We start from the raw sequence: 25598 nt of genomic DNA, 5'->3' as shown, positions 1-25598 counted from the left end.
GCTGGTCGACCCGTGAAGGCAGGTTGATTGCCGTACGACGCTCCGAACCCTGGATTGCCGCGCAGCAGAGTATTGCTCAAGAAGCGCTGTTCGTCTCGTGACAGATTAGCCTGATCTGGTTTTTTTTCTCAAAGCTGTGCCAGTTGTCGCAGATAATCGCCAAATCCGCCGCGTGCGCGGCTGTCCAGACGGGCGCTGGTGTGAACCTGCGGGCGATGGCTCCAGGCAATGTTGGCGCCGGACAGCTCCAGCTCACGCACCAGTTGCACGTCTTCATCGCACGCCAGCGGTTGAAAACCGCCGGCCCAGCGGTAGGCATCGGCGCTGATGCCCAGGTTTGCACCCTGGATATGCCGGTGCCCGTCACAGCCGCGATAGTGGCTGTGATAGCGGATCTGCGCGGCCTGATCGAACGATTCATGCCAGTGTTCCACCGTCACGGTGCCGCATACCGCGTCAGCGCCGAGCCCGAGTTGCGCCACCAGCCAGTCGTCGGCCACGCGGCTGTCGGCGTCCGAGCAGGCGATCCAGCGTGCGCCGCGCTCCAGCAGCAGACGCGCACCGGCAGCGCGGGCCTGGCCGACGTTGCGCGCCTCGATCTGCAGGTTCAGCACCGGATAACGGCCGACGATGTGCGCCGAGCGATCGGTGCAGCTGTCCAGCACTACCAGCACTTCGACCGGTTCGCCGGCGAGCAAGCCGTGCCTGCTGGCGCGCAGCGCGGCGCTCAGGCATTCGTCGAGCAAGTCTTCTTCGTTGTGCGCCGGGATCAGAATGCCGATCACCGCAAGCCCTCCAGTGCGGCCACCGAACGTGGTTCACGGCTCCAGACCTCAAGTATGAAGTCCGCCTCCTGATGCAGCACCAGACGCGGCAGTTGCAGTTGCTCGTGAATCAAATCGTGAACCTGCCGCGCATTCAGCGGGCAGTCATCAATCGGCGGGCGCCAGTGGCAAGCGAGCAATTGGCCGTCGGCGGTCAGGGAATGGCTGATGTGACGGATAACGGCTGTCAGATCCTGGCTATCGAGGTAGTAGCCGATTTCGCTAAATACAATCAGGTCGAATTTTTCCTCCGGCCAGCCACCCGGCAGGCGGTTTTGCCGTACCTCGGCATGGTCAAACACGCTCAAACGGGTTTGCGCCAGACGCACGGCGGCACTGGCGGTGTCGCAGCACAACAGGCGGTCGCAACGGCGGGCCAGTTCAGCGCTCAACTCACCGTTGGCGCAGCCGGGTTCGAAAATCGATCGATAGTGCGGGCGCGGCAGGGCGGCGAGGGTGATGGCGCGTTTGCGCTGTTCGTACCAGCGCTCGCGAAAGGCCCAGGGGTCATCGTTGCCGGCGAACAGGCCGTCGAAATAGCGATCCTCGACACTCATAAAAACACCACTTCGAAAGGCTGCAGCAGGCGGTCGATCACGTAAGGCGCGAGCACCGGGGCGAGTCCCGCTTGCGCGTCGCCTTCCAGTTGGCTGGCAAAGGCGTGCACCGCGTGGCGTTTGCGCGCGACTTGCGCCGGCGTCAGCAGAATCTTGCGCGCTCGCTGCCACGGCACGACGGCGTCTTCAGGCGTCGCCCAGTGCCACGTCCACACCGGCAACTCATGGCAGATGGCACCGACCCGGCGCGCCGCTTCGGCACTGGCGCGGCCGACGGCTTCGTGGTCGCAATGGCCATCCTCGCGCCAAGTGGTAAACACCACGTCGTTGGCGCGCAGATGCTGTTCGATAAACGCGCTCAGTTGTTGTTCCTGAGCCGCCACCTGAGTGTCGGTGAAACCACCGCGCAGCCACTTCAAACGGTGCATCGGCAGACCGAGGCGGCGCAGGGCTTCGGCGGATTCTTGTGGACGGATCACGCTCAAGCGTTCGACCGGCCAGCGTTCGGAGCCGGGATGACTGGCGCTGCCGTCGGTGACCGAGATCAGTTGCAAGTCGCGCCCGGCGGCGGCAAGCAACTGCAGCAGCCCCCCGCAACCGAGCACTTCATCGTCCGGGTGCGGGGCAACAATCACGGCCCGCGCACCTGGGGGCACCAGGCTGAGGATGTCGATACTTTGCAGCTCTGCCAGATGCCGCGAGGCCTGCCATTGATGCAAAGACGTGCCTTGGCCGACGATCGGATTGGCTTTCATAGCGACCAGACCTCATCGGGTTGACGGGCAATCAGTTGCCCGAGGGCGGCGAGGTCGCGCTCGGCATGGCTTTGCCGCAGGAACACCGGCAGGTCGGCGATCAAACGAGCGAAGTGACGATCCTTGCAATAAGGCCCGGCGCCCAGCGCGCGACCGACCTCGCGGATCACCTGCTCAGCGGAGTGCTCGACGACAGCACGAGCGCGTCGGGCGAGCAGTTCGGCGTTGTCTTCGGGGTGCGCATCAATGTGCAAGGCGCTGAAACGCAGCACGTCAGCCGCCGCTTGCAAGGCCGTGTCGACTGCGCCGAGGTGGGCGAGAGCATGCGGCTCTTCACGTTGCGCACATTGCTGGCGCAGCGAATCGGCAATCCGCCGTGCGGCGCCGTACCAGCACGCGGCAATGCCGACGCCGCCCTGCCAGAAACCCGGGCGTTGCAAGTAATCGCCAGGATTGCCGATGGCTTGGCCTTCGGCGCCATCGAACACCACTTCAACACTGCCGGTGGCGCCCATGCCCACCGCTTGCCAGCCTTGATCGGTAATGGTCACGCCCGGTTGATCGAGTGCCACCGCCACCAGTTGTTGCTGATCATCGGCGTCCCAAGCGGTCAGCAAGGCATGACTGAGCACCGCGGCGCCGGAGCACCACGCCTTGCGCCCGTTCAGTGCGACCATGTGCCCGGCGGGACTGACCTTGACTCGTGCCTGTGGCGGTTCTGCAGCCCACATGCCCCACGTGCTGCCGGGCGTCGGCGAGCCACCGAGTTGTTCGATGATCGCCAACGCATCGGTATGGCCTTCGTAGAGTTTGCACAACCCCAGATCATGCCCGGCGACATCGGCCAGACGCTGGAAACGCTCCAGCGTCAGGCCGCTACCGGGCAACGGCAAACGATCATGCCCGGCCTCGACCATCGCCCGCAGACAGGCGCCGAGGGTCGCCGTGTCGGGATAATCCGGCGTGCGGCGAGCGAGATAGTTTTGCAGATCCATATCAATCTTCTTCTTCGTGTTGCAGTTCGAACAGCAACAGCGAACGGCCGGTCACCGAGTATTCATGGCCGAAGTCAAAACGCTCCTGACCACGGATCGACGGCTGATTGGTATCGATCATGCAGGTCCAGAAACCACCGTCCGGCACTTCCGGCAAGGTGAAGTTGACGATGTCGTGATGGGCGTTGACCACCAGCAACAGGGTCGCATCGCCACCCTTGCGGCGAATGCCGGTTTCCTGCGCGCGGCCATCGAGCAGCATGCCCAGGCAACGGTTGTGCGCATCGTGCCAGTGCTCGGTGGTCATCTCGGTGGCGTCCGGCGCCAGCCAGGTGACGTCCTTGACGCCGATGTCCTCGTTGTACTCGCCGACGAGAAAACGACCGCGACGCAGGATCGGGTAAGCCAGACGCAACTTGATCAGGCGTTTGACGAATTTCAGCAGCGCCTTGCCGTCTTCGCTCAGGTCCCAATTGACCCAGCCGATCTCGCTGTCCTGGCAATAAGCGTTGTTGTTACCGTCCTGGGTGCGGGCGAATTCGTCACCGGCAACAATCATCGGCGTGCCTTGCGACAGCAACAGGGTCGCGAAGAAGTTGCGCATCTGCCGGTGGCGCAGCGCATTGATTTCCGGGTCGTCGGTCGGGCCTTCGACGCCGTGGTTCCACGACAGATTGTTATTGCTGCCGTCCTGATTGTTCTCGTCGTTGGCTTCGTTGTGCTTGTCGTTGTACGAGACCAGATCGTTGAGGGTGAAACCGTCGTGGGCGGTGATGAAGTTCACCGACGAGTACGGCCGCCGCCCGCGCTGATTGAACATCTCGCCAGAAGCGGTCATGCGGCTGGCGAAGTCGGCAACCTGGCCGTCATCCCCTTTCCAGAAGGCCCGCACGGTGTCGCGAAACTTGTCGTTCCATTCGACCCAGCCCGGTGGGAAGTTGCCGACCTGATAGCCACCGGGGCCGCAGTCCCACGGCTCGGCGATCATTTTTACCTGACGCAGCACCGGGTCCTGACGGCAGGCCACGAGGAAGCTGTGACGTTCATCAAAGCCATCGTGATAACGGCCAAGAATGGTCGCCAGGTCGAAGCGGAAACCGTCGACGTGCATTTCCGTGGCCCAGTAACGCAGCGAGTCGGTGACCATTTGCAGTACGCACGGATGGCTCAGATCCAGCGTGTTGCCGGTGCCGGAATCGTTGATGTAGAAGCGTTTGTCGTCAGGCATCAAGCGGTAGTAGGACGCGTTGTCGATGCCGCGCATCGACAGGGTCGGGCCTTGCTCGTTGCCCTCGGCGGTGTGGTTGTAGACCACGTCGAGGATTACTTCGAGATTGGCCTCGTGCAGGTGCGCAACCATTTCCTTGAACTCGGCGATCTTGCCGCTGGCCAGATAACGCGGGTCCGGGGCGAAAAACGCGATGCTGTTGTAACCCCAGTAATTGGTCATGCCTTTGTGCAGCAGGTGCTGGTCGTTGACGAAGGCGTGGATCGGCAACAACTCGACCGACGAAACGCCGACGCTGCGAATGTGCTTGAGCACGTCGTCATTCATCAGACCGGCGAAGGTGCCTCGCACGTTTTCCGGCACCGAGGGGTGACGCATGCTGATGCCGCGTACGTGAGTTTCATAAATGATGGTTTTGTCCCACGGCACACTGACACGCTGGTCGTTGCCCCAGGTGTGCGCCGGGTCGATGACTTTGCACTTGGGCACGAATGGCGCGCTGTCGCGTTCGTCGAAACTGAGGTCGGCGTCGGGGTGGCCGATGGTGTAGCCGAACAGCGCTTCCGACCATTTCAACTCGCCGACCAGTTGCTTGGCGTAGGGGTCGATGAGCAATTTGTTGTGGTTGAAACGGTGCCCGTTCGCCGGGTCATACGGGCCGTAAACACGGTAGCCGTAGATCAGCCCCGGGTGCGCATCGGGCAAGTAGCCGTGGTAGATCTCGTCGGTGTATTCCGGCAGTTCGATGCGTTCGAGTTCGACTTCGCCGGCATCGTCGAAGATGCACAATTCGACCTTGGTGGCGTTGGCGGAGAACAGGGCAAAGTTCACCCCCAGACCATCCCAGGTCGCACCGAGCGGGAAGGGCAGGCCTTCACGGATTCTCGAAGGCTCGGCGTGCGCGGTGGGTTCGGCTTTTTTTGGACGGGTCATGATTGCTCCTGCAAAACGGGTAAATTCTGGGCTTACACAACACCCTGTAGGAGTGAGCCTGCTCGCGATAGCGGTTTATCAGTCGACATCAATGCTGGATGTCAGATCGCAATCGCGAGCAGGCTCACTCCTACAAGGGACTTGTGGGTTTCTTGAGAACGAGTCAGTCCCCGGTGGCGAGCAAGCCCGCCACACATTCATTCAGTTCAATAATCCGGTTTAGCTTTAGATCGCCTAAGGCTTGCGCGGCGCTCTCGGCTTTTTCTCGGCGGGTTTTTCGCCTGGCGGAATCACCTTGGCAGCGCTGGCCGGTTTGGCTTTGGCCGGCGGTTTTGGTTTGGCGGCCGGTGCTTTGGGCTCGGCTGTCTTGCCAGCGGCTTTACTGCCCGCAGCCTTCGGTGGTTTTTTCGGTGCCAAGGCTTCTGCTTCAGCCAGTTTGCGGGCCATCTCCCAATGCCGCGCTTCCTGACCTTCTGGCTGACCTTCGGACTCCCAGATCTGATAGGCGAATTCGCGGATGCGTTTATCGTCGGTGCTCATCGCAATGCTCCTGAACTGAACTCGTGCTTACGTTAAGTGTTGGATAAAGAGATTGACCGGGACATCCCCCAGCGCGTCGCTGATATTCAGCTCCCTGTTTTTTGTGACTGCGCGGCTTGAAAAAAGTCCCTTCAGGTTTGCGTCAGAGGCGGCGAACGGTAAAACCACCCGCGTATCGCCCCAGTGCAGCGCATCGACCTGAGGTACAGCACCGTTTTCCAGCAGCGTGGCGCAACGGATCGGTACGATCACGATGGCCTGTTTCCCCTCGTGTTCGCGGGCAAACGCGAGCACGTTGTGCGCCTGATCGCCCAGCACCTCCAAGGCCTGGTACGAGCCATGGCGGAACAGCCCGGCATGCTCGGCACGCAGGTTCAGCACCTCGGCGATCAAGGCCTGCTTGATACGCCCGTCACGCCAGTTCGCCAGCAGCTGCGCAGGTGGCAGAGGCGCCTGCAAGGACTGCGCGCGCGCGGCGTAATCCACCGGCCGGCGGTTGTCCGGATCGACCAGGCTGAAATCCCAATACTCGTTGCCCTGATACAGATCCGGCACCCCCGGCACGGTCATGCGCAGCAAGGTTTGCGCCAAGCCATTGAGTGCGCCGGCAGCGGCGATGCTGTTGACGGTCTTGGCCAGTGCGGCGCGCAGCAGTTCACCGTCGGCGCCGGTCAGGAGTTTTTCGGTGAAGGCCTGGGTGGCGTTTTCATAGGCCTCGTTCGGCGCGCTCCAGCTGCTTTGCAGCTTGGCCTCACGCAGGGCTTTTTGTTGCCATTGCCAGATGCGCTTGGCGTAGTCGACGAAACCGCCCTGATCATCGTCGCGCAGATCCAGCGGCCAACTGCCGAGCAAAGCTTGATAGAGGATCAGCTCATCACCCGCCGACGGTACCTGATCATCAACGCGAACCGGGCGGGCGAGGGCGCGCCACAATTCGATCTGCTCGGCGTACCAGTGGCTGCGTTCGCTGAGCACCGCCAGGCGTGCGCGGGTGTCTTCGCCGCGCTTGTGATCGTGGGTCGCGGTGGCCAGCAGGTTGTCCGGGAATTCGGCGAGACGCCGCTGATTGACCGCGTGGAAATCACTGACCGGCGCGCTGAACTGTTCGGTGTTGTAACCCACATCATTGCGCGACAGCAGCACCGCCGAGCGATACAGCGCGGTGTCTTCCACGGCTTTCGCGGCGGCCGGTGAGGTCAATTGTTGAAAACGTACGCAAGCGTGCTTGAGGATTTTCCGCGAGCGGCCACGCGGTTTGCGCCGCCACGGTGTGCCACCGAGCCAGTCCGCGACGCAGTCGAGTACCGGCCAGTCGGCTTCGCTGAGGGTTTGCCGGGCACCGTCCATGGCGTGCTGGAAAAACACCTCGTCCTGCGCCGAGCGACCCATCGCACCGATGTAAGTGCGATAGACCGGGAAATGCACGATCAACGCCTGCAACACCCGGCGGATCGCACCGAGGGTCAAGTCGCGGGTCATCAGGTCGTCGCGAGCCACTTGCAGCAAGGCCTGCGCCACGCTTTCGCAGTCGCTGGCCAGCGAGCCGTTGAGGATCTGCTGACGCGCCAATTGCGCTTCTTCGATGAACGCGGCGGGCCGTTCGGTGCGCCGTTGCCACAGGTCACCGAGGACGTATTCGCCGTCGGGATAATGCTGCAACAGCGACAATTGATTCATGAATTCATAACCGGTGGTGCCGTCCACCGCCCAATCGCGGTGCAGGGTTTCACCGGCGCCGAGGATCTTCTCGACGTAGATCGGCAAGTGTCGGTCTGGCGCGATCAGGTCAAGGCGTCGACGCAATTTGCGGCAGTAACCGCGCGGGTCGGCGAGGCCGTCGATGTGGTCGATGCGCAAGCCGTCGACCAGCCCTTCGGCGATCAACTGGAAGATTTTGCCGTGCGTTGCTTCGAACACTGCCGGACGCTCGACGCGTAAACCGCCGAGTTCATTGATGTCGAAAAAGCGCCGCCAGTTGATGTCGTCGGCAGCGGTGCGCCAACTGGCCAGGCGATAGCTTTGTCGCTCCAGTAGCTGATGCAGCGATTGGAAGCCTTCTTCAGTGGTCGAGTCGAAATTTTTCAGGTTGTTTTGAAGCGCTTCGAGAACCTGCGGATCGCTTGCCAGTTGCCGCAGCTCTTCCTTCAAGGGGATCGCCAGCGAATGCGCATCGGTCTGGTAGCTGAGGGTACTGAAGCGATCGGCCAAAGACTTGAGCGCCTCCTCGGGTTTGAGGATGTCACCGTAATCGCTTGGGCAGATCGGGAAATGGTGGTCGTAATGCTCGACGTAGAAGCTGCCTTTTTCTGCATTGAAATGCAGCTTCAGCGTGCCTTCCTGCAACGCCACACCGTAGTCGCTGCCTAGAAAGGGCAGCAACAACTGGCCTTCCATCAACGGATCCGGCGAGTGCCACTGAATGTCGAAAAATTCGCCATAAGGGCTCAGTCGTCCCCATTCGAGCAGGTCAAGCCACCACGGATTGTCGTTGCCGCCCACGGCCATGTGGTTGGAAACGATGTCGAGGATCAGCCCCATGCCGTGCTCGCGCAGGGTGCTGACTAAATTTCGCAGCGCCGCTTCGCCACCGAGTTCCGGATTGACTTGGGTCGGGTCGACCACATCGTAGCCGTGCATCGAGCCGGCCCGCGCCGCGAGCAGCGGCGAGGCGTATATGTGGCTGATACCCAATTGGGCAAAATACGGCACCAACGGTACCGCTTGTTCGAGGGTGAACCCTTTATGAAATTGCAGGCGCAACGTCGCGCGCAGTGGCTGGATGAGCGTTTGGTTCATTGGTCACGCTCGGCAGCCTGAAGCCTTGCGCAGGCGAGCAATTCCAGACGGCGCGCTGCATCGGCGTCATCGAGCAAGGCTTCGCTGGTACCGGGCAAACGTCGCGACCAGTTCGGGTGCGTGTCGATGGTGCCCGGGAAATTGGCTTGCTCGTTGATGCCCAACGCGTCTTCGATTGGCAGCAGTACCAGTGGCGCGCGGGTGTGGCCGAGGAAACGCACGGCGGCATCGACCACTTGATCGGCCTCGTGGGATTCCTCGCGAAAGTTCTGCGGGTCCTGACTCAAGGCGCTGCGCAGACCTTCGCGCTCACGCTGGCGATGGTGGCGCCATTCGATTTCACCGTTGGCGTCGACAAAACCCAGCCGCGCATTCCAGTCGATGTCGCGACCGTGCCACCAGCCATTGATCGTCGGCAGATCATGGGTGCTGGTGGTCGCCAGCGCGTTGTCCGGCCAGTCGAGGATCGGTTTGAAATGGGTGTTGTCCTGTTCGAACAGCAACACGCGCATGCCGAGCATCGAGCGGGCGATGAGCTTTTCGCGCAGACCGTCTGGCACAGTGCCGAGGTCTTCGCCGAGGACGATGGCTTGGTGACGATGGGATTCGAGCGTCAGCAAACGCAGCAAATCGTCGACCGGGTAATACAGATAGGCGCCATCCGCCGGGGCGGAGCCGTTAGGAATCACCCACAAGCGTTGCAGGCCCATGACATGGTCAATACGCAAGCCGCCGGCATGGGCGAAGTTGGCACGGAGCATGTCGATGAATGCGCGGAAACCATTGCGGATCAGACCTTCCGGGGAGAACGCGGAAATCCCCCAGCCTTGCCCGGAGCGGTTGAGAATGTCCGGCGGCGCACCGACGGTCAGCGAGGCGAGCAGCTCATCCTGAAAACTCCAGGCCTGACTGCCGGCGCCATCGGCCCCGACCGCCAGGTCGGCGATCAGGCCAATGCCCATGCCCGCGCTACGAGCGGCGGTCTGTGCGCGCTCCAGGCAGCGGTGAATCAGCCATTGGCAAAAAGCGAAGTAGCCGATGCGCTCGGCGTATTCCTCGGCGAACGCTGCCAGCGCCGCGCCGCGCGGGTCGTGCCAGTGCTCCGGCCATTGCCGCCAGTCGAGATTTTCCCCGCGCGCGGCGCGCATTTCCTGAATCGCTTCGAAGCGGCAGTGATTCTCCAGCGCTTCGCCGCCGGCGTGACGGAAACTGGCAAAGTCTGGGTGCAGCGGATGATCGCCGGCGACGAAGCCTTCATACAGCGCTTGCAGCAGTTTCTGCTTGGCCTCGGCGGCGGCTGGCCAGTCGATCAGTTTCAGGTCTTCCAGCTGCGCAAATTGGGCGGCCAGACCTGCCGCGTCGATGGCATCGCGTAGTGCCCGTTCGCCGAGGATCGCGCCGGGCGCGGCGTACAGCGCATTGAGAAACAAGCGACTTGATGGCGAATACGGGCTGTAGCGTCCGGTATCAGCGCTGAACATTGCGTGCAGCGGGCTGATCGCCAGCGCCTCGGCGCCACGCTCACCGGCCACACGAGCCAGTTCTTCCAGCGCCTGAGTGTCGCCAAAACCGCCATCGCCAGGGCGACGCAACGAATACAACTGCACGCTGAGGCCCCAGGCACGGGGGATCGGGTTGTCCACCGCGTCGCCAACGCTGAAGCAGCGTTCCGGCGCCACGGCCAGGGTGAAATATTGATCGGCGATGTGTACCTGCTGATAACCGACCGGAATCAGGCCGGGCAACATCGCTTCGTTGTCGAGTTTGAGGTTCAGTCGCGAACCGTCTTCGAGGTGGATTTCACAAGGCGTCTCTGGGGCGAAATAGCGCGCCAGATCGAGGCTGACGCCGACGTCGCTGGTCAGCAGCGGCGGCAGGTGGCGATCTTGTTGCACTTCTTGCAGTTGCAGCAGGCTGGCATCGATTTCCTGAGCCGTGCTGGCCGGGTGGCCGAGTCCTATGAGGACATTGCGCAGCACCGCCGGGGCGACTTTTTGCGGGCGGCCGTTGGCGTCGATCCAGTCGACGGCGAGGCCGGCTCGGCTGGCCAGAATTTCCAGTTGCGCATCGCTCATAGGCGCTCTCCATCCAGAGGTTGCAAAGGGGTTGCGGCCGTGAGGCTGACAAGCGCGCAATACGCGGGCAGTTCGCCCGATTCCGACAGATCGGCGCTGGGCGGCTGTTGAAACAGCCACACGGTTTCGGTCTGTGGAGGGTTGACCACTGGCGTGTCGCTGAGGTTCAGGTCAATTCGCAGCTCACTGCCATTGCCCAGGCGCCAGCGCGCACTGACCGCGCCAAACCCGAGCATATGGGCGCCGAGCGCTTGCGTGCCGGACAGATGGGGGATGATGTATTGATGGCGAAATTGCAGCAGTTTTTGGTACAGCGCGAGGGTTTCCTGCTGTTTCACGCTGCCATTGCCAATCAACCTCGGCTGAGAGGCGTGGAAGGTTTTTTCGCCATTCGGATCAGGAATCTGTTCACGCTTGTGCGGGTCGGTGAAAGCGCTGAACGCCGCGAATTCATTGCGGCGGCCCTCGCGCACCAGTTCGGCCAATTCACCGTGGTGACTGGTGAAAAACAGGAACGGTTGCTCGGCGGCGAATTCGTCGCCCATGAACATCAGCGGAATCATCGGTGACAGCAGCAACAATACCGTCGCTGCCTGCACGGCGCGTGGATCGGCCAGTTGATGCAGACGCTCGCCGAACGCGCGGTTGCCGATCTGATCGTGGTTTTGCAGGAACAGCACAAACGCAGTGGACGGCAAGTGCTCACTGGGCTCGCCGCGAGGTTCGCCATGACGGGTGATGTGGCCCTGGAACACAAAGCCCTGACTCAGGCAGCGCACCAGTTGTTCGGTGGGTTGCGCGGCATAGTCGGCGTAGTAGGCGTCGGTTTCACCGGTGAGCAAAACGTGCAGGGCGTTGTGGCCGTCGTCGTTCCACTGGGCGTCGTAGTCGTATTCGAGCAGGCTGGACTGGTTGAGTTCGTTTTCCACAGTCAGCCAGACATGCCGATTCGGGTCTATTTGCGCGCGGATGCGCTGGGCCATCTCGGTGAGGAAATCCGGGTCTTCGATGGCATGCACCGCATCGAGGCGCAGACCGTCGAAGCGGTATTCGAGCAACCACATCAGGGCGTTTTCGATAAAGAATTCGCGCACTTCATCGCGGCGAAAATCGATCGCCGCGCCCCACGGCGTGTGTTTGTCTTCGCGGAAAAAGCCTTTGGCGTAACGGTGCAGGTAATTGCCGTCGGGGCCGAAGTGGTTGTAGACCACGTCGAGAATCACCGCGAGGCCGTGGCCGTGGGCACTGTCGATCAGGTGTTTGAGTTGTTCCGGGGTGCCGTAAGAGGCTTGCGGTGCGTAAGGCAAGACGCCGTCGTAGCCCCAATTACGATCACCGGGGAACTGCGCCAGCGGCATCAGTTCGATGGCGGTGATGCCCAGACCGGCGAGGCGCGCCAGGTGTTGTTCGACTTCAGCGAAGCCGCCGAGCGCACCGACGTGCAACTCGTAGATCACCGCTTCGCTCCACGGCCGACCGTGCCAGGCACTGTGTCGCCATTGATAGGCCAGCGGATCAACCACCACGCTGTGGCGGTTGAGGTCGCCATCCTGCGCTCTGGAGGCCGGGTCGGGCACCTCCAGTTCACCATCGATGTTGTAGCGGTAACGCGTGCCCGCCGCACAGCGGGCCTTGATCACGAACCAGCCGTCTGCCTGCGGCAGCATTGGCAGCGACTGGCCGTCTTCCAGTTCGACGCTGACGTAAAACGCATCCGGTGCCCACAACGCAAATTGCGTGTGCTCGGCATCCAGCATGATCGCGCCGTGTGGCCAGGTTTCAGTAGACCGTAACGGCATCGTTGACCTCCCTGTTACTTGTGAATTGCTTTACCCAAGGCCTTGGCCACCAGTTGTTCATAGAGTTCGGCGTACGGTTCAACCGCTTTGCACCAGTTGAACGGCGCGGCCATTGCCCGGCAACGCATGGCATTGAGCAGTTCAGGATAGGCGAAGACTTTGAACGCGCGGCTTAGGGCTTCTTGATAGCTTTCGGCGGTGGATTCGTCGAAAAGGAACCCGGTGATGCCGTTTTCAATGGTGTCAGCCAGCCCGCCGGTGTTGCGCGCGACCGGCAGCGAGCCGAACCGCTGGGCGTACATCTGACTCAACCCGCAGGGTTCGTAACGCGACGGCATCAACAGGAAATCGCTGCCGGCGAACATGCGGCGGGCGTCGGTTTCATTGAAGCCGATGCGCACGCCGATCTGACCGGGGAAGCGCAGCGCCAGGTCGCGCATGGCTTGTTCTTCTTCCGGCTCGCCGCGACCGATGATTGCGATCTGGCCACCGTTCTGCACGATGTATTCAGAGACGGCTTGAGTCAGATCGAGGCCTTTCTGATAAACCAGCCGGGAAACCACGGCGAACAGCGGACCTTCGGAGTCATTCAGTTCGAACAGTTCGCGGACATGGGCGGCGTTGACGGCTTTGCCTTCCCAGTCGCCAATGGCGAACGGTGCGAAAAGGTGTGGATCAGTGGCAGCGTCCCAGCTCTCGTCGATACCGTTAGGGATACCGCTGAGCAAACCTTGCTGGGTCTTGGCGGCGAGGAACCCGTCGAGGCCGCAGCCGAAATCCGGGGTGGTGATTTCCTGCGCGTAAGTCGCGCTGACCGTGGTGATGTGGCTCGAATAGGCCATGCCGGCCTTGAGGAACGACATCTTGCCGTAGAATTCCATGCCTTCCTGTTGCAGGGCATGGTTGGGAATGCCCAGCTCTGGGCACGAGCCGAGGCTGGTCACCCCTTGATAAGCAAGGTTGTGAATGGTGAACAGGGTTGGCGTGCGCTGCCCGCGCCAGTGCATGTACGCCGGGGCCAGGCCTGCAGGCCAATCGTGGGCGTGCACCAGATCCGGGCACCAGTGGATTTGTGCAAGATTGGCGGCGATGTCGGCAGCGGCCAGACCGAGGCGGGCGAAGCGAATATGGTTGTCCGGCCAGTCACGGCCATTGTTGGCACCGTAGGGCGAGCCTTCGCGCTCGTAGAGTTCAGGGCAGATCAACACGTAGATCACCAGGCCGTCGGGCATGTCCATGCGACCGATTTTGCACGGTGGCAGCGCAGCATGGCCGCCGAGTTCACCGATGATGTGGATCGGGTTCTCGCTGTGCATCACTTGCGGGTAACCGGGGATCAGCACGCGCACATCGTGCAGGTGCGCCATGGCGCGGGGCAGGGCGGCAGACACGTCACCCAGGCCGCCGGTTTTCACCAGATCGGCGATTTCCGAGGTCACGAACAACACTTTCTTCTTGTTGGGATTCTGGCTCGCTACCGGAGTCAGCGTCTTGGTGCCGGGGACGTTGATCTGTCGGCTGCCGGGAACGCTGATGGTGCTCGCTTCGCCAACCGCCTGCTGAGCACGCTCTCCCTGAATATCCAATGCCGCACTGATCATATGAATCTCCCGTGTTGTTGATCTGATTCTTCTCTCTTTCCCTGTAGGCGCTGCCGCAGGCTGCGATCTTTTGATCGTTTAAAAGCAAAGATCGCAGCCTGCGGCAGCGCCTACATGAATTACGCGAGCGCAATCGCGCTACGCATCGGTGAGCAAACGCTACCCAACACGCGCAAGCAGAATGGGTGATTGGGCTATTGCAAGGATTGCACCAGCCACTTTGGCCCTACCTTTCAGATGACCCGCCGCTTCGTGCAAAAGTTTCGAGTTTTTTTCCGCAAGATGACCGGCAGGTCGAACCCTGAAAAATCCAGTCTAGGCCAGATCCTAGAGCGGGCCAGAGCAAATGGGTAAATTGTTCGACAATCGGTTTGCCGTTAACGGCAACTTGGCTTTTGGAGGGCAAACGCACCGACGAAGTGCAGTTTTTTTTGCCAGGAGGGGCCAAAACGGTGACTGGTCGGTCACGATTCTGTGCTAGCGAGGAGTGCGGTCGCACTGTTGTGGTGCGAACACATTGTTGATGGGGGGACAGTGACTGCCCCATCGCGGGCAAGCCTTGCTCCTACATCGCAATCCGTCCCATGTAGGAGCAAAGCTTGCTCGCGAAGACGATGGCACATTCACCATCCAAACGGGATATGACTCAATTCATCAAGCGAATTGGCTCCCCCGCAGCCCAGGCCTGAATATCCTCGATCATCTGCGAAAAGAACTGCTCATAGTTCTGCCGACTGACGTACCCCACGTGCGGCGTCGCCAATACGTTGTCGAGTGTGCGAAACGGGTGCAGGGCCGGTAGCGGCTCCCGCTCGAAGACATCCAGTGTCGCACCGGCGATCTGCTGTTTCTGCAACGCCTTGATCAGCGCCGCTTCATCGACGATCGGCCCACGGGCCGTGTTGACCAGCAGCGCCGTCGGCTTCATCCAGTTCAACGCTTGGGCGTCGACCAGTCCGCGACTGCGCTCGCTGAGCACCAGATGCACCGAAAGCACATCAGCCTGTTCGAACAGCTGCTGCTTGCTGACATAGCTGACGCCAACCTGTTCGGCCCGCTCAGCCGTGAGGTTCTCGCTCCAGGCGATCACCCGCATGCCGAAGACCTGCCCGAACTGGGCGACTTTCTGGCCGATGCTGCCGAGGCCAAGAATGCCCAGCGTGCGGCCGTGCAGATCGCCGCCCAGGCCTTGCTGCCATTGGCCGGCCCGCAGTGAATTGGCTTCGTTTACCAGATTGCGCGTGGCCGCCATGATCAGTGCCCAGGTCAGCTCCGGCGCGGCGTGCTTGTAGCTGTCAGTGCCGCAGACCTTGATGCCGAGTGTCGCCGCCGCCTGCATGTCCAGCGCCGCATTGCGCATGCCGCCGGTGACCAGCAGCTTGAGATTGGGCAGCCGCTCGAGCAGATCTTCATCAAAGCGTGTGCGCTCGCGCATCACGCAAATCACCTGATACTTGGCCAAACGCTTGGCCAGGGTCGCGTTGTCTGTCGGATAGTCATGTTCGAACGTCACCTCACCGAGGCTGTCGAGCACTGACCAGTCGACCACGTCGCGCGCCACGTCCTGCCAGTCATCGATCACTGCAATCTGCACCGCCATCAGCTTCACCTCATCAACGAACAGGATTGGTTGTGTTCAGCCAGCCGAGCAAGGCCTTGTGGAACTGCGCCGGCTCTTCCATTTGCGGCGCGTGACCCATGCCGGGAAATTCCACCAGCGTCGATTGCGGGATCAGCTTGGCCACGTGTTTGCCGAGCACGTCGTAGTGGCCGATTTTCGCTTTCACCTCAGGTGGCGCGAGGTCCTTGCCAATGGCCGTGGTGTCCGAGGTGCCGATCAGCAACAGGGTCGGCATCTTCAAGTCCTTGAACTCGTAGTACACCGGCTGGGTGAAAATCATGTCGTAGATCAGGGCCGAGTTCCACGCGACTTGAGTCTTGCCCGGGCCTTTGCTGAGGCCGGCGAGCATGTCGACCCAACGGTCGAATTCAGGTTTCCAGCGGCCGTCGTAATAAGTGCTGCGTTCGTAGTCGCGAATGCCTTGAGCGCTGACTTTCAGTTCGCGCTCATACCATTGATCGACCGTGCGATAGGGCACGCCAAGGGCTTTCCAGTCTTCCAGGCCGATCGGGTTGACCAGTGCCAGTTGTTCGACCTGCTCCGGGAACAGCAGCGCGTAACGGGTGGCGAGCATGCCGCCGGTGGAATGGCCGAGCAGGGTGGCTTTCTGAATGCCCAGCGCCTTGAGCAACTGCTGGGTGTTGGTCGCCAGTTGCTGGAAACTGTACTGATAGTTGTCCGGTTTGCTGGAAGTGCAGAAACCGATCTGATCCGGCGCAATCACCCGGAAACCGGCCTCGCTCAAGGCCTTGATCGAGCTGTCCCAAGTGGCCGCGCAAAAATTCTTGCCGTGCATCAGCACCACGGTGCGGCCGTTGGCCTTGCCGTGGGCAGCGACGTCCATGTAACCCATCTGCAGGGATTTGCCCTGAGATTGGAAGGCGAAGTGTTTAAGTGTGTAAGGGTATTCGAAGCCTTGCAGCTCCGGGCCGTAGGCCGGGCCCTCGGCAGGCGCTGCCTCGGTGCGGCATGCGCGAACAGCGGCAGGGCAGCGCTGAGGAAGAGGCCGGGAAGCCAGCGGGAACGCGTGACGGTCATAAGGGCAAACTCCATGAAAATCGGCCGATGCTGGAACGGCTGGATTACGGTGACGTTAAACACAGGCAATGGGGGTAGCTGATGGTTCAACCGAGCCAGCCAAGGGTCAGCATGGCCAGCACGCCATAACGTGCACCTTTGGCGAGAGTGACAATCAGCAGGAAACGTCCTAGCGGCTCGCGCATGACCCCGGCGATCAGCGTCAGCGGGTCGCCAATGATCGGTAGCCAGCTGAGTAGCAACGACCAGTGGCCGTAACGTAGATAGTGCTTGCGCGCCTGCGCCATGTGCCTGGGGCTGACCGGAAACCAGCGCCGATCCTGGAACCGTTCGATGCCCCGGCCCAACCACCAATTGACCAGCGAACCGAGCACGTTGCCTAGGGTCGCCACCGCCAGCAAACCCCACAACCAGTAATGATCACTGACAATCAGGCCAACCAGCAACGCCTCGGACTGCAACGGCAACAATGTCGCCGCGCCGAACGCGGCCAGGAACAGCCCGTAATACGCAGCGCCCATCAATGAGCCGGGTAGTCCGCCACCACCACATCAGCGCCGTCCTTCTTCAGGCCGATGACCTGATAGGCATCGCTCATGCCGTCCATTTCCATGCCCGGCGAACCCATCGGCATGCCCGGGGCGGCAACGCCCAACAAGTCATCGCGCTTGCTCAGTGCCAGCACTTGCTCAGCCGGCACATGGCCTTCGACGAATTTGCCATTGATGATTGCGGTGTGGCACGACGCCAGACGCGGTGGCACGCCGTGTTGCTGTTTGAAGCTGGCCATGTCGCTTTCGACATGGTCTTCAACTTTGAAGCCGTTGGCTTCGAGATGACTGATCCACTTTTTGCAGCAGCCGCAATTGGCGTCGCGATGGACTTCAATCGGGATCAGGTCGGCGGCCTGGGCCAGGGAGGAGATGAACAGGGCGCTTAGGGCGACCAGACGCAGAGAGGTTCGCATGACGGGATCTCGACTCGGTTGGCGGTCAAAAAGGAGCATATTTTGACCGGTTTTTCCTGTCCGGCACCAACGGAGTGTTTCCAGTTGCTACAAGACAGGCTGGCAGGATGATCGTAGATCAACCCTGACAAAACCCTGAGCGCAAGATGACAAATCGGTAAGGCACCCCCTGTAGGAGCTGCCGCAGGCTGCGATCTGTTGATCTTTTAAAATCCAGATCAACAGATCGCAGCCTGCGGCAGCTCCTACAGGGCTTAGGTTAGCGGACTTTGAAGCGGCCCATGATCGCGCTGACGCGACTATTGGCTTCGAGCAACTGGCGGGTGTTGAGTTCGCTAGCCTGGCCGCTCTGCACCAGTTCGTCGACCATGTGGCGGATCTGCACCATGCTGCGGTTGATCTCCTCGGTCACGGCGCTTTGCTGTTCGGCGGCGGTGGCGATTTGCGTGCTGAGGCTGTTGATGTGGCTGACCGAACCGGCCATTTCATCCAGGCCAGAATTGACTCGTGCCGTGGCGTCGGCCGCCGATTGGCAACTGGCCTGAGTGTTCTCCATGGCCGCGACCGAGGAACTCACGCCTTGGGTCAGGCGGGTCAGCATCTCGTTGATTTCCGAGGTACTGGCCTGTGTCCGGGCGGCGAGGGCGCGCACTTCATCAGCGACCACGGCAAAGCCGCGGCCCTGCTCACCGGCGCGCGCGGCTTCAATCGCCGCGTTAAGCGCGAGCAAGTTGGTCTGGCCGGCAATCGCACCGATCACGCCGAGAATCTCGGTAATGCGCTGGGCGTCCTGCTGCATGTTTTCAACTTTGTGCGTCGCGCTGGCCACTTCGTCGATCAGCGCCACCACGCTGTTGGTTGCTTCGCCGACGACAACCCGCGAGCGGTCGGCGTTTTCGTTGGCGCGCTGAGTGAACGCTGCGGTTTCGGCGGCGTTTTGCGCAACGCTGTCTGCCGTCGAGCTCATCTCGGTGATGGCGGTAACGGTCTGATCGGTTTCCGAAGCATGACGCAGCAGAATCTGGCTGGTGTGTGCCGAGGTGCGTTGCAGGTTGTCGAGGCTCGACGCCATGGCGCCAGTGGCCTGGGTGACTTCGCCAATCATGTTTTGCAAGTAGGTGATGAAGGCGTTGATCGAATGGCCAATCGCGCCGAGTTCATCTTCGGCGCGAATGGTGATGCGTTTAGTCAGGTCGGCATCGCCGCTGGAGAGCAGATCGATGTTGGCCTTCAGCGCTTTCATGCGCTGGATCAACTGGCGGATTGCGTAGACTTGCAGCAACACCAGCAGAATCACTAGCGGAATCTGCAACAGGCTCAGGGTGCTGAGTACATCGTCACGCTGCGCGGTGAGCATCTTGGTCGGCAGGGCGGTGGCGAGGAACCAGGGCGTGCCTTCGATCGGGCGCATGAAGAACGTGCTGTCCTGACCGTTATTGTCGAACTCGACGCGTTGTGCCTGCTCGCGATTTTGCAGGCCGGTTTTGATCTGGCTGGCGAAGGTCGAGCTGCCGGCCAGTTCATTGATGTTCTTCAGTACGATCGGGCCGCTGATGCGCGAGCTGTTGCTGATGATCTTGCCGTCGGCCTCGACGATGAGCATCTCGGCGTTGAGGTCTTTTTCCTTGCGGGCGACCAGGTCGTTGAAGAAGCCGAGGGTCACGTCAATGGTCGACACGCCCCAGGCACTGCCATTTTTCTGGATCGCCATCGCGCAGTTGGTGCGCGGCTCGGCGCTGGCGTCGTCTTTATAGGCGGCGGCCCAGGCGCACTGACCGCGTGGCGTGGCCATGCCGCCCTTGTACCAGCTCTGGTCGTAATAGTTGGGCGCCGCGTCGCTGTTCCAGAAGGTGTTCACCGCCAGCTTGCCCGAGGCGTCGCGGTGCCAGAAGGTGCTGAATTTATTGCGCCCGGCTTCACGCTGGCCCGGCAATGGCCAGATCCCGCCACCAAAAACCTTCAGCTCACCGTACTGATCCACCAGCCCCGGCAATACCGTGTCGATCGCGGCACTGTCGAGCAGCGGGATGGTCTGGGTGATGCTGCGTTGTTGTGACTGAACCTTGTTCAATTCGCCCTGAATCTGTTCGGCGACTTCGGCGATGCGGTTGAGCACCACTTGCTCTTCGGTATGCCGCAACTTTGGCGCGACCAACTGGCTGATACCAGCGACGGTCAACACCGACAACACAAGGATGAACAGAACCAGAAACAGCGTATAGCGAGCCTGAATGGTGCGGAATGCGGGCATGGAAACCGGTCCTTTCGTTGCGATTTTTATTGTGAGGGGCAGGTCAGAAACAGTGCGGGTATCCCAAGCTATCGTCGGCGCGAGCGGAAGCTTTAGGTACTTTCGTCCAAGATGGCGGCCAATTGACAAAAGGTCAGTATCCGTCCTGTTACAAAGAACTAACCAGCTCGTACGTTAGAGCTGCAGATCTATTTATTTTATGTTTTCAGCTGCCCTGTAAAGCCTTGTTTACGGGGGGGGGCGGCTATTTGTATCGTGAATGTACAAGAATTGTAAAAAGACGCACAAAAAGGTTGGTGCCATCAGTTTGCCCGCCGATACTCGCGCTCACTTATGTCTGTCACCAAGGAGTTTTTTATGCCCGCCTTCCAAGGAGCTCGCTCATGACTATCGGTTACACCGGAGCCTGGCAGAGCAAGGCAGGTTTGCTGGTTCAGGACACAGGCACCCGTGGCAAACCGGTTTCGCAGAGTGCCAAGGTCAAACAGATGCTGGCCCTGGTCGGCAACGATCCGAATGCTCTGAACACCGTCGAGATGGACAAGCAGAAACTGCACAAGAACATCAAGGGGTTCGACCCGGAAAACGTCTCGGCGAAACAGCTGGGTAATTTGAGTACATTCCTGCGCTCCAAAGGCCTGATTTCTGACCTGACGGCAATGACGCTGCTCAATGCCGGTGACAAGTTCGACCGTTTCGGCGTGCAGAAAGACCCTGATGCAAAATTCAATGCGCTGGAATACTTTGCCACTCAACTGGACACGATCCAGACCAACAATATCAGGGGTGACAAATACGCCAATGGCTTGATCCCGGAGTACAAGAAAGCCATTTACGTACTGCAGAACCTCAAGAACTATGGCATGGGCAATGGCCAGACGGCGCCGACGGATCAGGGTATTCGCGCCAAAGCATAAGACCCGACAATGGCCCGTATGCCTGCGCTACGGGCCATTTTTGCGTTCCGTCATCCCGCGATATTGTGCTGGGCCTCTTCATGCAGGCGCTGCATGAGTGGGCATTGCAGTTGCAGTGTTCTTCGACTGAAGCCTCGATGAAACAGCGCCAGCCAACCACGATAGTCACCGTTGCCGGGGGCGAGCCCGGTGAATATGAAACCGATGGCGGCCAACCTGCTCAGGTCATGGGCAAATCGCCGGGACAGCCTGAGCCGGATCGACACCAGCCAATGTGCAGGCAAGTCACGCAACTGTTTGAGCAAGCCATGGCCGAGTGTCTTCAGCACCATGTCATAACGATTGGCCTGTTGATCGATTTGAATCGCTGCGCCGCGCCAGTGAAAAGTGCGCTCTTGCGTGCCGAACACGCTGCTCAAATGTTGCATGAAATCCGCGCAGCTCGCGGGCCAGCGCTGCTGTGGCAGAGGGCAACGGTTGCCGTCAACGGGGCGGACCCCGATGACGATCGTTTCCGGCCCAGACTCGCCGAACGGTGAAGGCACATAGTCTGGCAATAGCCCGGTGCTTTGAAAGCCAAGGTTGATCGCCATGCGCTGCGTATAGGGATGGTGAGTCACCTGTTTGATCGATACATAGCGACACCCCAGTGCCTGAGCATGGTTCAATAATCGCTCGCCCAGGCGAGTCGCAATATTTTGGCCGCGGGTTTGCGGGTGAACGACGCTCAACGCCAGTTCGGCGCTGTGTGCCGTAATGTCGCGTAACAGCGTAGCGTGCCCGAGTATCTGTTCATCCACCTCCGCGACTAAAGAATGCCAGCGGTTGTCAGTATGATTCTGGCTGATCATGCGGGGCAGATAGACATGCGGTTGAACGTAGCGGTCACCGTACACTTGGCGAAACAGCTGGCTGACAGCTGCCGCATCGGATTGGCGATAGTTGCGCAGGATCAGTGGCTCCATCACGTGTACTCCATCGCATCAGGGCCATAGTCGCGCCGGTCGAGGAACCGCAGGCATTTGCCTGAGCGCGGGTGACGCTGCAGATCATCTGTCCGGCAGCACTGCACGTGCAGATCCAGACGCTGATCGGCCTGCAGTTGATCGATCAGCGGGTACTGTTTGATCAGGGCGAGTTGAAGGGTTTGCTCGTCGTTGGTGCAGGCACGGGAAAATTCACGCGGTACCCATTTCAGGGTCAATACATCCTTGTGAACCCTCTGTTCGATCACCAGTTGCCAGTCATCGCAACCGACCGAGTGCTGGACGATTTCGCCGATTTCGACAGGGCTCAGGGACAGCGTGCCGACCCGTACCCGCTGGCTGTTGGCGCTACGCCCCTTGAGCGCAAATTTGCGCATCGCTGTTCCGGCGGGCTCCCGCCAACAGGCGCGATCGCCCACGGGATAACGAATCAACGGCATCAATCGGCGCGTGAGGTTGGTCAACACCAGCATGCCCGTGCGATCGCAGTCGTCAATGACTTCCCCCGATTGCTCGTCAATGATTTCCAGCACGGCGTGAGCGTCCGGCATGCGATGTTCGCCGTCTGCGCAGTCACGGTGGCTGGCGCCAATAAATCCGGCGTCGACGCTGGCGTAGCCGATGGAAGTGATCCGGGCTGCGGGGAATACCTGGCGGAGCATCTGGCGTTGCGAGGCGAACAGGCTTTCTCCGCCGTACAGTATCGTGTCGACGCCGTTGAGAGCTTGGCCCCGGCGGTTCAACAGGCTGGCGAAGGTCAGCAAATGCGCGGGTACGCCAGCGAGTACGTTGATTCGGTGGCGAACAATGGCTTGCGCCAGGACTTCGGCATCGACGTCACCGGTGAAAGGGAACTCGCTGATGTCCTCGGCGACGTTTGCCAAGGCGCCGTGGATGAACAGAAAGCTTGCATACAGGTCGCCGGCAAAGAACAGATTGGCAACCCGGTCACCGGGCTTGAATTGTGGCGTCAGACTCTTGCCGAAGTCGCTGACCAGTGTTCGCCATTCCTCGCGGGTATAGACCGACAGTTTGCCGGCGCTGGTTGATCCGCCGGTCTTGAAAATCAATGCCTGCTCGATCGGCCCGGTCAATACAGGCCATTGATCAAGGTTGTCGCTGTGACGCCAATATTCGGCCGGGTCGAGCACTGGCAGTTCGCTGAGCAACGTCATAGGCGCGGCCGCGCCTGAAAGGTGTTGGCTGTAAAAATCGGAATGCCGATGAGCGAAGGTGATCAACTCATTCAGAGGGTGGTCAGTGGTCACGGTTTTTTCTCTAATTATTGTCAAGGGTGATCTGCGTCGCGCGTCATCGCCGCGAATCAATCAGAAGGGGCGTTTTGCCGCTGTGTCTGTTTCGCGTGAACTGTTCGATCGCACAGACTTCAACGTCTATAACCAACAGCCCCCTTGCATTGGCGGTCGCCAACGTTGCGTAGTTCGACAGTCGCGCCCGAACATCAGTGGGTGAGTGTCCGCAGCGCACACGCATGCGCTCGACACCCTCGGGTGTGTGGTCGAGCAGCAGTTGGAAAGGGCATTGCAGGTGCTCGGCCAATTCATTCAAACAGATGAAGTCGGTGCCGATGCGGATCAACTTGCCGTGGCGCTGCAACAGTTCGAATCGCGGGGAGGGCAGGCCACAGGTGCAGGAACCGGGTACCCAGCGACCGCTATCGCCCACGTCGTAACGTTCAACGCGCTGACCTTCCCGGGCACTGGAAGTGAACAACAGTCGACCGATCTCATTTCCGATGACAGGGGTGTCCTCATCGAACGCGACGATTTCCAGTTGCTGAATATCGCTCATCAGATGAAACACGCCGTCCCCGCTCGCTTTGCAGGCGTGGCCCAGCGGGCCGGCGTCGACGCTGCCATAAATCGCCGAACGAATGCTGGAGACGCCGCAACTGTGCAGTAATTCGCGACTGTGTTCGCTGAGATGTTCACCGCCCAGAAATACCTTGCTGATAGCGCCGTAGGCGCGCAGTCGTTCGTGCTCGTTGAGAAACAGTCGATGCAGGGTACTCGGCATGCCCATCAGCACCGTCACCCGCTGGTCAATGATCAGCTGCGCGATTTCACGGTAGTCTTCATCGGCGGTGGTACCCATTGGCAAATGCGTCGCGCCCATCAATTCCAGGACTTTGGCGAAGCTGAAAAAGCCGCCGTACAGCCCACCACTGAAGAACAGATTCATCACCCGATCGCAGGTCGGATCGAGTCCGGCGGCCAATAATCCGTCAGCAGTGGCGCGCATCTGGCGCTCAAAGTCGCGGTAGCTGTAGCCCGACAGTGTCGGGGTGCCGCTACTGCCTCCCGAGCGGAAAAACAGCCGGGCTGCCGGTTGTACCGGTTCGTTGATAAATGCCTCTTTGCTCATGATCGGTCGATTGCCGGGCGGCGCAGACGTGGTAGGGCCGTCGAGGGTGGCGTGAAAGGGCAGCGTGGTCGCGGACAAACTGACTGACACGCGTCGACACAATCGCTGTAGCGCGTAGACGCCGTCATGGGGTTCCCCGTCATAGCCGTCGTGGATGCCGTTGATCGGGGCAATGCGTGTGACGCCGGCACTGATCAGTGATTGCGCAAGCGCTGCGGTCTGCAGTTCATTGCAGATCAGCGCGCAGCTCTGCAAGACGTTGCGCCAGGTGTGCAAGGTCTGGGTGAGCGATGCGCGAGGCACGGGTTTGAGCAGTACGCTGCGAAACAGTGGCGAGGGCCTGAGTTGCCGGTCATGCGCCCAGATCACTCGCCAGCCCGGTGCATTCCAGACATGGCCGGTTTGTCCGGAAAAACTCTGTGCCAACCGCACCATCTGGGTATCGGTGGTGATCTGCGAAGCTTCTTGCAGCGTCGGGACCAGCGCGGGCCACTGCCCGGTACGGCGTTCGAACGCCGCCGCCAGGCGTGCGCCGATGTCACGCAGAACATCCGCGTCATCACTGTCTATCAGTAGCCATTGCGGGCTGGAGCAGGCTTGCTGATCGAGGCGGCAAACTTCATCCGCCACCGCCTCCAGTGCCTGCGTGTTGGCGGCATCCGGCGTCATGTAGACGAAGCTGATGCGATGGCCCCAATCGATCCAGCGACATCCGGCCGGAATTTGCCGGCGGATAGCCTGCAGGGCCGATTCCCCACCCCAGGCAGCCACCCCGTTGGCGTGTTTGCACAGCCGGGCGATATGCTCGGTGCTGACCGGTATTACCGCGATGTAGTGCGCCAGTTGTCCACTTGGATCGCACTGCACCAGGGCCTGGAGCAACCGCGCGGTCAGCCCCTGATCACTGCTGCTGGGACGCAACCAATTGATATTGCCGGCCAGCAGGCTTTCAAGCACCGCGCAGAATGCCAACAGCGGCGCGTTGGATGGCGTGATGTGCACCACCAGCCCAAGGGGGCTCCAGCGTTCAAAGCGAGGTTGGCAATAATCAAACCGCCGCAACGAATCAGGATGGTCGCCCAGTTCGCGTTCAAGCTTGGCGCGTAATGCATCGGGATGGCAGAAGTCGCTCAACGCCTGACATTGTTCAGCCTCCAGTTCCACCGCCAAAGGGGTGTTGTGCAGGTGTTCAGCGAACTGTGCGGCGGCGTCGATCACCGTTGCACTTGTCAGCGCTGTGCCCAGGTACTGCGGAAGCTGTGGGTATAGAAGGCCCAGCGCTTCGTCGAAATGGATGTCGGTGTGCAGATTCCCTTCAATCAAGTACATA

The 25598-nt window shown here is 60.6% G+C and carries 18 protein-coding genes and 1 pseudogene; 1 reads left to right on the top strand and 18 read right to left on the bottom strand.

Annotated elements, in window-relative coordinates:
- Positions 1–128 precede the first annotated feature (128 nt).
- The 15 genes and pseudogenes from ACQ4MY_RS04600 to ACQ4MY_RS04530 all read right to left on the bottom strand — a co-directional run bounded on the left by ACQ4MY_RS04600 (position 129) and on the right by ACQ4MY_RS04530 (position 19980).
- Positions 129–785 (bottom strand): glycosyltransferase, encoded by a 657-nt coding sequence (locus ACQ4MY_RS04600; RefSeq protein ID WP_440094004.1) that lies wholly within the window; start codon positions 783–785, stop codon positions 129–131.
- Positions 782–1381, bottom strand: a complete 600-nt coding sequence (locus ACQ4MY_RS04595) for an SAM-dependent methyltransferase (protein ID WP_440094002.1) — start codon at positions 1379–1381, stop codon at positions 782–784. The genes ACQ4MY_RS04600 and ACQ4MY_RS04595 overlap by 4 nt, the downstream gene beginning before the upstream one ends.
- On the bottom strand, positions 1378–2136 hold the full coding sequence (locus ACQ4MY_RS04590) for a PIG-L deacetylase family protein (RefSeq protein ID WP_008084146.1): 759 nt from the start codon (positions 2134–2136) through the stop codon (positions 1378–1380). The genes ACQ4MY_RS04595 and ACQ4MY_RS04590 overlap by 4 nt, the downstream gene beginning before the upstream one ends.
- Positions 2133–3131 carry an acyl-CoA dehydrogenase gene (locus tag ACQ4MY_RS04585; protein ID WP_440094001.1) on the bottom strand — a complete coding sequence of 333 codons (999 nt, stop codon included), beginning with the start codon at positions 3129–3131 and terminating at the stop codon, positions 2133–2135. Before ACQ4MY_RS04585 ends, ACQ4MY_RS04590 begins: the two co-directional genes overlap by 4 nt.
- A gap of 1 nt (position 3132) precedes the next feature.
- The gene (gene glgX / locus ACQ4MY_RS04580) at positions 3133–5292 is read right to left on the bottom strand and encodes a glycogen debranching protein GlgX (protein WP_440093999.1); all 2160 of its coding nucleotides are present in this window, start codon (positions 5290–5292) and stop codon (positions 3133–3135) included.
- Between the two features lie 234 nt (positions 5293–5526).
- Positions 5527–5832 carry a DUF2934 domain-containing protein gene (locus ACQ4MY_RS04575; RefSeq protein ID WP_008084149.1) on the bottom strand — a complete coding sequence of 102 codons (306 nt, stop codon included), beginning with the start codon at positions 5830–5832 and terminating at the stop codon, positions 5527–5529.
- 27 nt (positions 5833–5859) lie between these two features.
- Positions 5860–8628: a malto-oligosyltrehalose synthase gene (locus ACQ4MY_RS04570; protein WP_440093997.1), complete on the bottom strand. Its 2769-nt coding sequence runs from the start codon at positions 8626–8628 to the stop codon at positions 5860–5862.
- Positions 8625–10703 (bottom strand): 4-alpha-glucanotransferase, encoded by a 2079-nt coding sequence (malQ, locus tag ACQ4MY_RS04565; RefSeq protein WP_440093995.1) that lies wholly within the window; start codon positions 10701–10703, stop codon positions 8625–8627. Before malQ ends, ACQ4MY_RS04570 begins: the two co-directional genes overlap by 4 nt.
- On the bottom strand, positions 10700–12502 hold the full coding sequence (gene treZ / locus ACQ4MY_RS04560; protein ID WP_440093993.1) for a malto-oligosyltrehalose trehalohydrolase: 1803 nt from the start codon (positions 12500–12502) through the stop codon (positions 10700–10702). Before treZ ends, malQ begins: the two co-directional genes overlap by 4 nt.
- 14 nt (positions 12503–12516) lie before the next feature.
- The gene (gene glgA, locus ACQ4MY_RS04555) at positions 12517–14103 is read right to left on the bottom strand and encodes a glycogen synthase GlgA (protein ID WP_440093991.1); all 1587 of its coding nucleotides are present in this window, start codon (positions 14101–14103) and stop codon (positions 12517–12519) included.
- 646 nt (positions 14104–14749) lie between these two features.
- Positions 14750–15703 (bottom strand): D-2-hydroxyacid dehydrogenase family protein, encoded by a 954-nt coding sequence (locus ACQ4MY_RS04550; protein WP_440093989.1) that lies wholly within the window; start codon positions 15701–15703, stop codon positions 14750–14752.
- 13 nt (positions 15704–15716) lie between these two features.
- Positions 15717–16762: pseudogene (locus ACQ4MY_RS04545) on the bottom strand (alpha/beta fold hydrolase).
- Positions 16763–16848: 86 nt separating this feature from the next.
- Positions 16849–17283, bottom strand: coding sequence for a YqaA family protein (locus ACQ4MY_RS04540; RefSeq protein WP_158835275.1), 435 nt, complete (start codon positions 17281–17283; stop codon positions 16849–16851).
- On the bottom strand, positions 17283–17729 hold the full coding sequence (locus ACQ4MY_RS04535; protein WP_008077633.1) for a DUF411 domain-containing protein: 447 nt from the start codon (positions 17727–17729) through the stop codon (positions 17283–17285). The genes ACQ4MY_RS04540 and ACQ4MY_RS04535 overlap by 1 nt, the downstream gene beginning before the upstream one ends.
- Positions 17730–17988: 259 nt before the next feature.
- Entirely contained in the window at positions 17989–19980 is a 1992-nt protein-coding gene (locus ACQ4MY_RS04530; RefSeq protein ID WP_008077632.1) for a methyl-accepting chemotaxis protein, read from the bottom strand.
- 383 nt (positions 19981–20363) lie between these two features.
- On the opposite strand from ACQ4MY_RS04530, the gene ACQ4MY_RS04525 reads away from it, so the two are divergent.
- Entirely contained in the window at positions 20364–20897 is a 534-nt protein-coding gene (locus ACQ4MY_RS04525; RefSeq protein WP_008077631.1) for a hypothetical protein, read from the top strand.
- Between the two features lie 50 nt (positions 20898–20947).
- On the opposite strand, the gene ACQ4MY_RS04520 is transcribed toward ACQ4MY_RS04525, so the two are convergent.
- The 3 genes from ACQ4MY_RS04520 to ACQ4MY_RS04510 are packed head-to-tail and all read right to left on the bottom strand — an operon-like array spanning position 20948 to position 25597.
- Positions 20948–21862 (bottom strand): N-acetyltransferase family protein, encoded by a 915-nt coding sequence (locus ACQ4MY_RS04520; RefSeq protein ID WP_440093986.1) that lies wholly within the window; start codon positions 21860–21862, stop codon positions 20948–20950.
- Positions 21862–23151 carry a phenylacetate--CoA ligase family protein gene (locus ACQ4MY_RS04515; RefSeq protein ID WP_440093985.1) on the bottom strand — a complete coding sequence of 430 codons (1290 nt, stop codon included), beginning with the start codon at positions 23149–23151 and terminating at the stop codon, positions 21862–21864. The genes ACQ4MY_RS04520 and ACQ4MY_RS04515 overlap by 1 nt, the downstream gene beginning before the upstream one ends.
- Before the next feature lie 43 nt (positions 23152–23194).
- The gene (locus ACQ4MY_RS04510; RefSeq protein WP_440093984.1) at positions 23195–25597 is read right to left on the bottom strand and encodes an aldehyde dehydrogenase family protein; all 2403 of its coding nucleotides are present in this window, start codon (positions 25595–25597) and stop codon (positions 23195–23197) included.
- Between the last annotated feature and the right edge of the window lies 1 nt (position 25598).

It is taken from the genome of Pseudomonas sp. SM4 (genome assembly GCF_051913165.1).
Lineage (GTDB): Bacteria > Pseudomonadota > Gammaproteobacteria > Pseudomonadales > Pseudomonadaceae > Aquipseudomonas.
The sequence above is the reverse complement of the archived record's forward strand: the minus strand, read 5'-3'. Positions and strand labels throughout refer to the sequence as shown.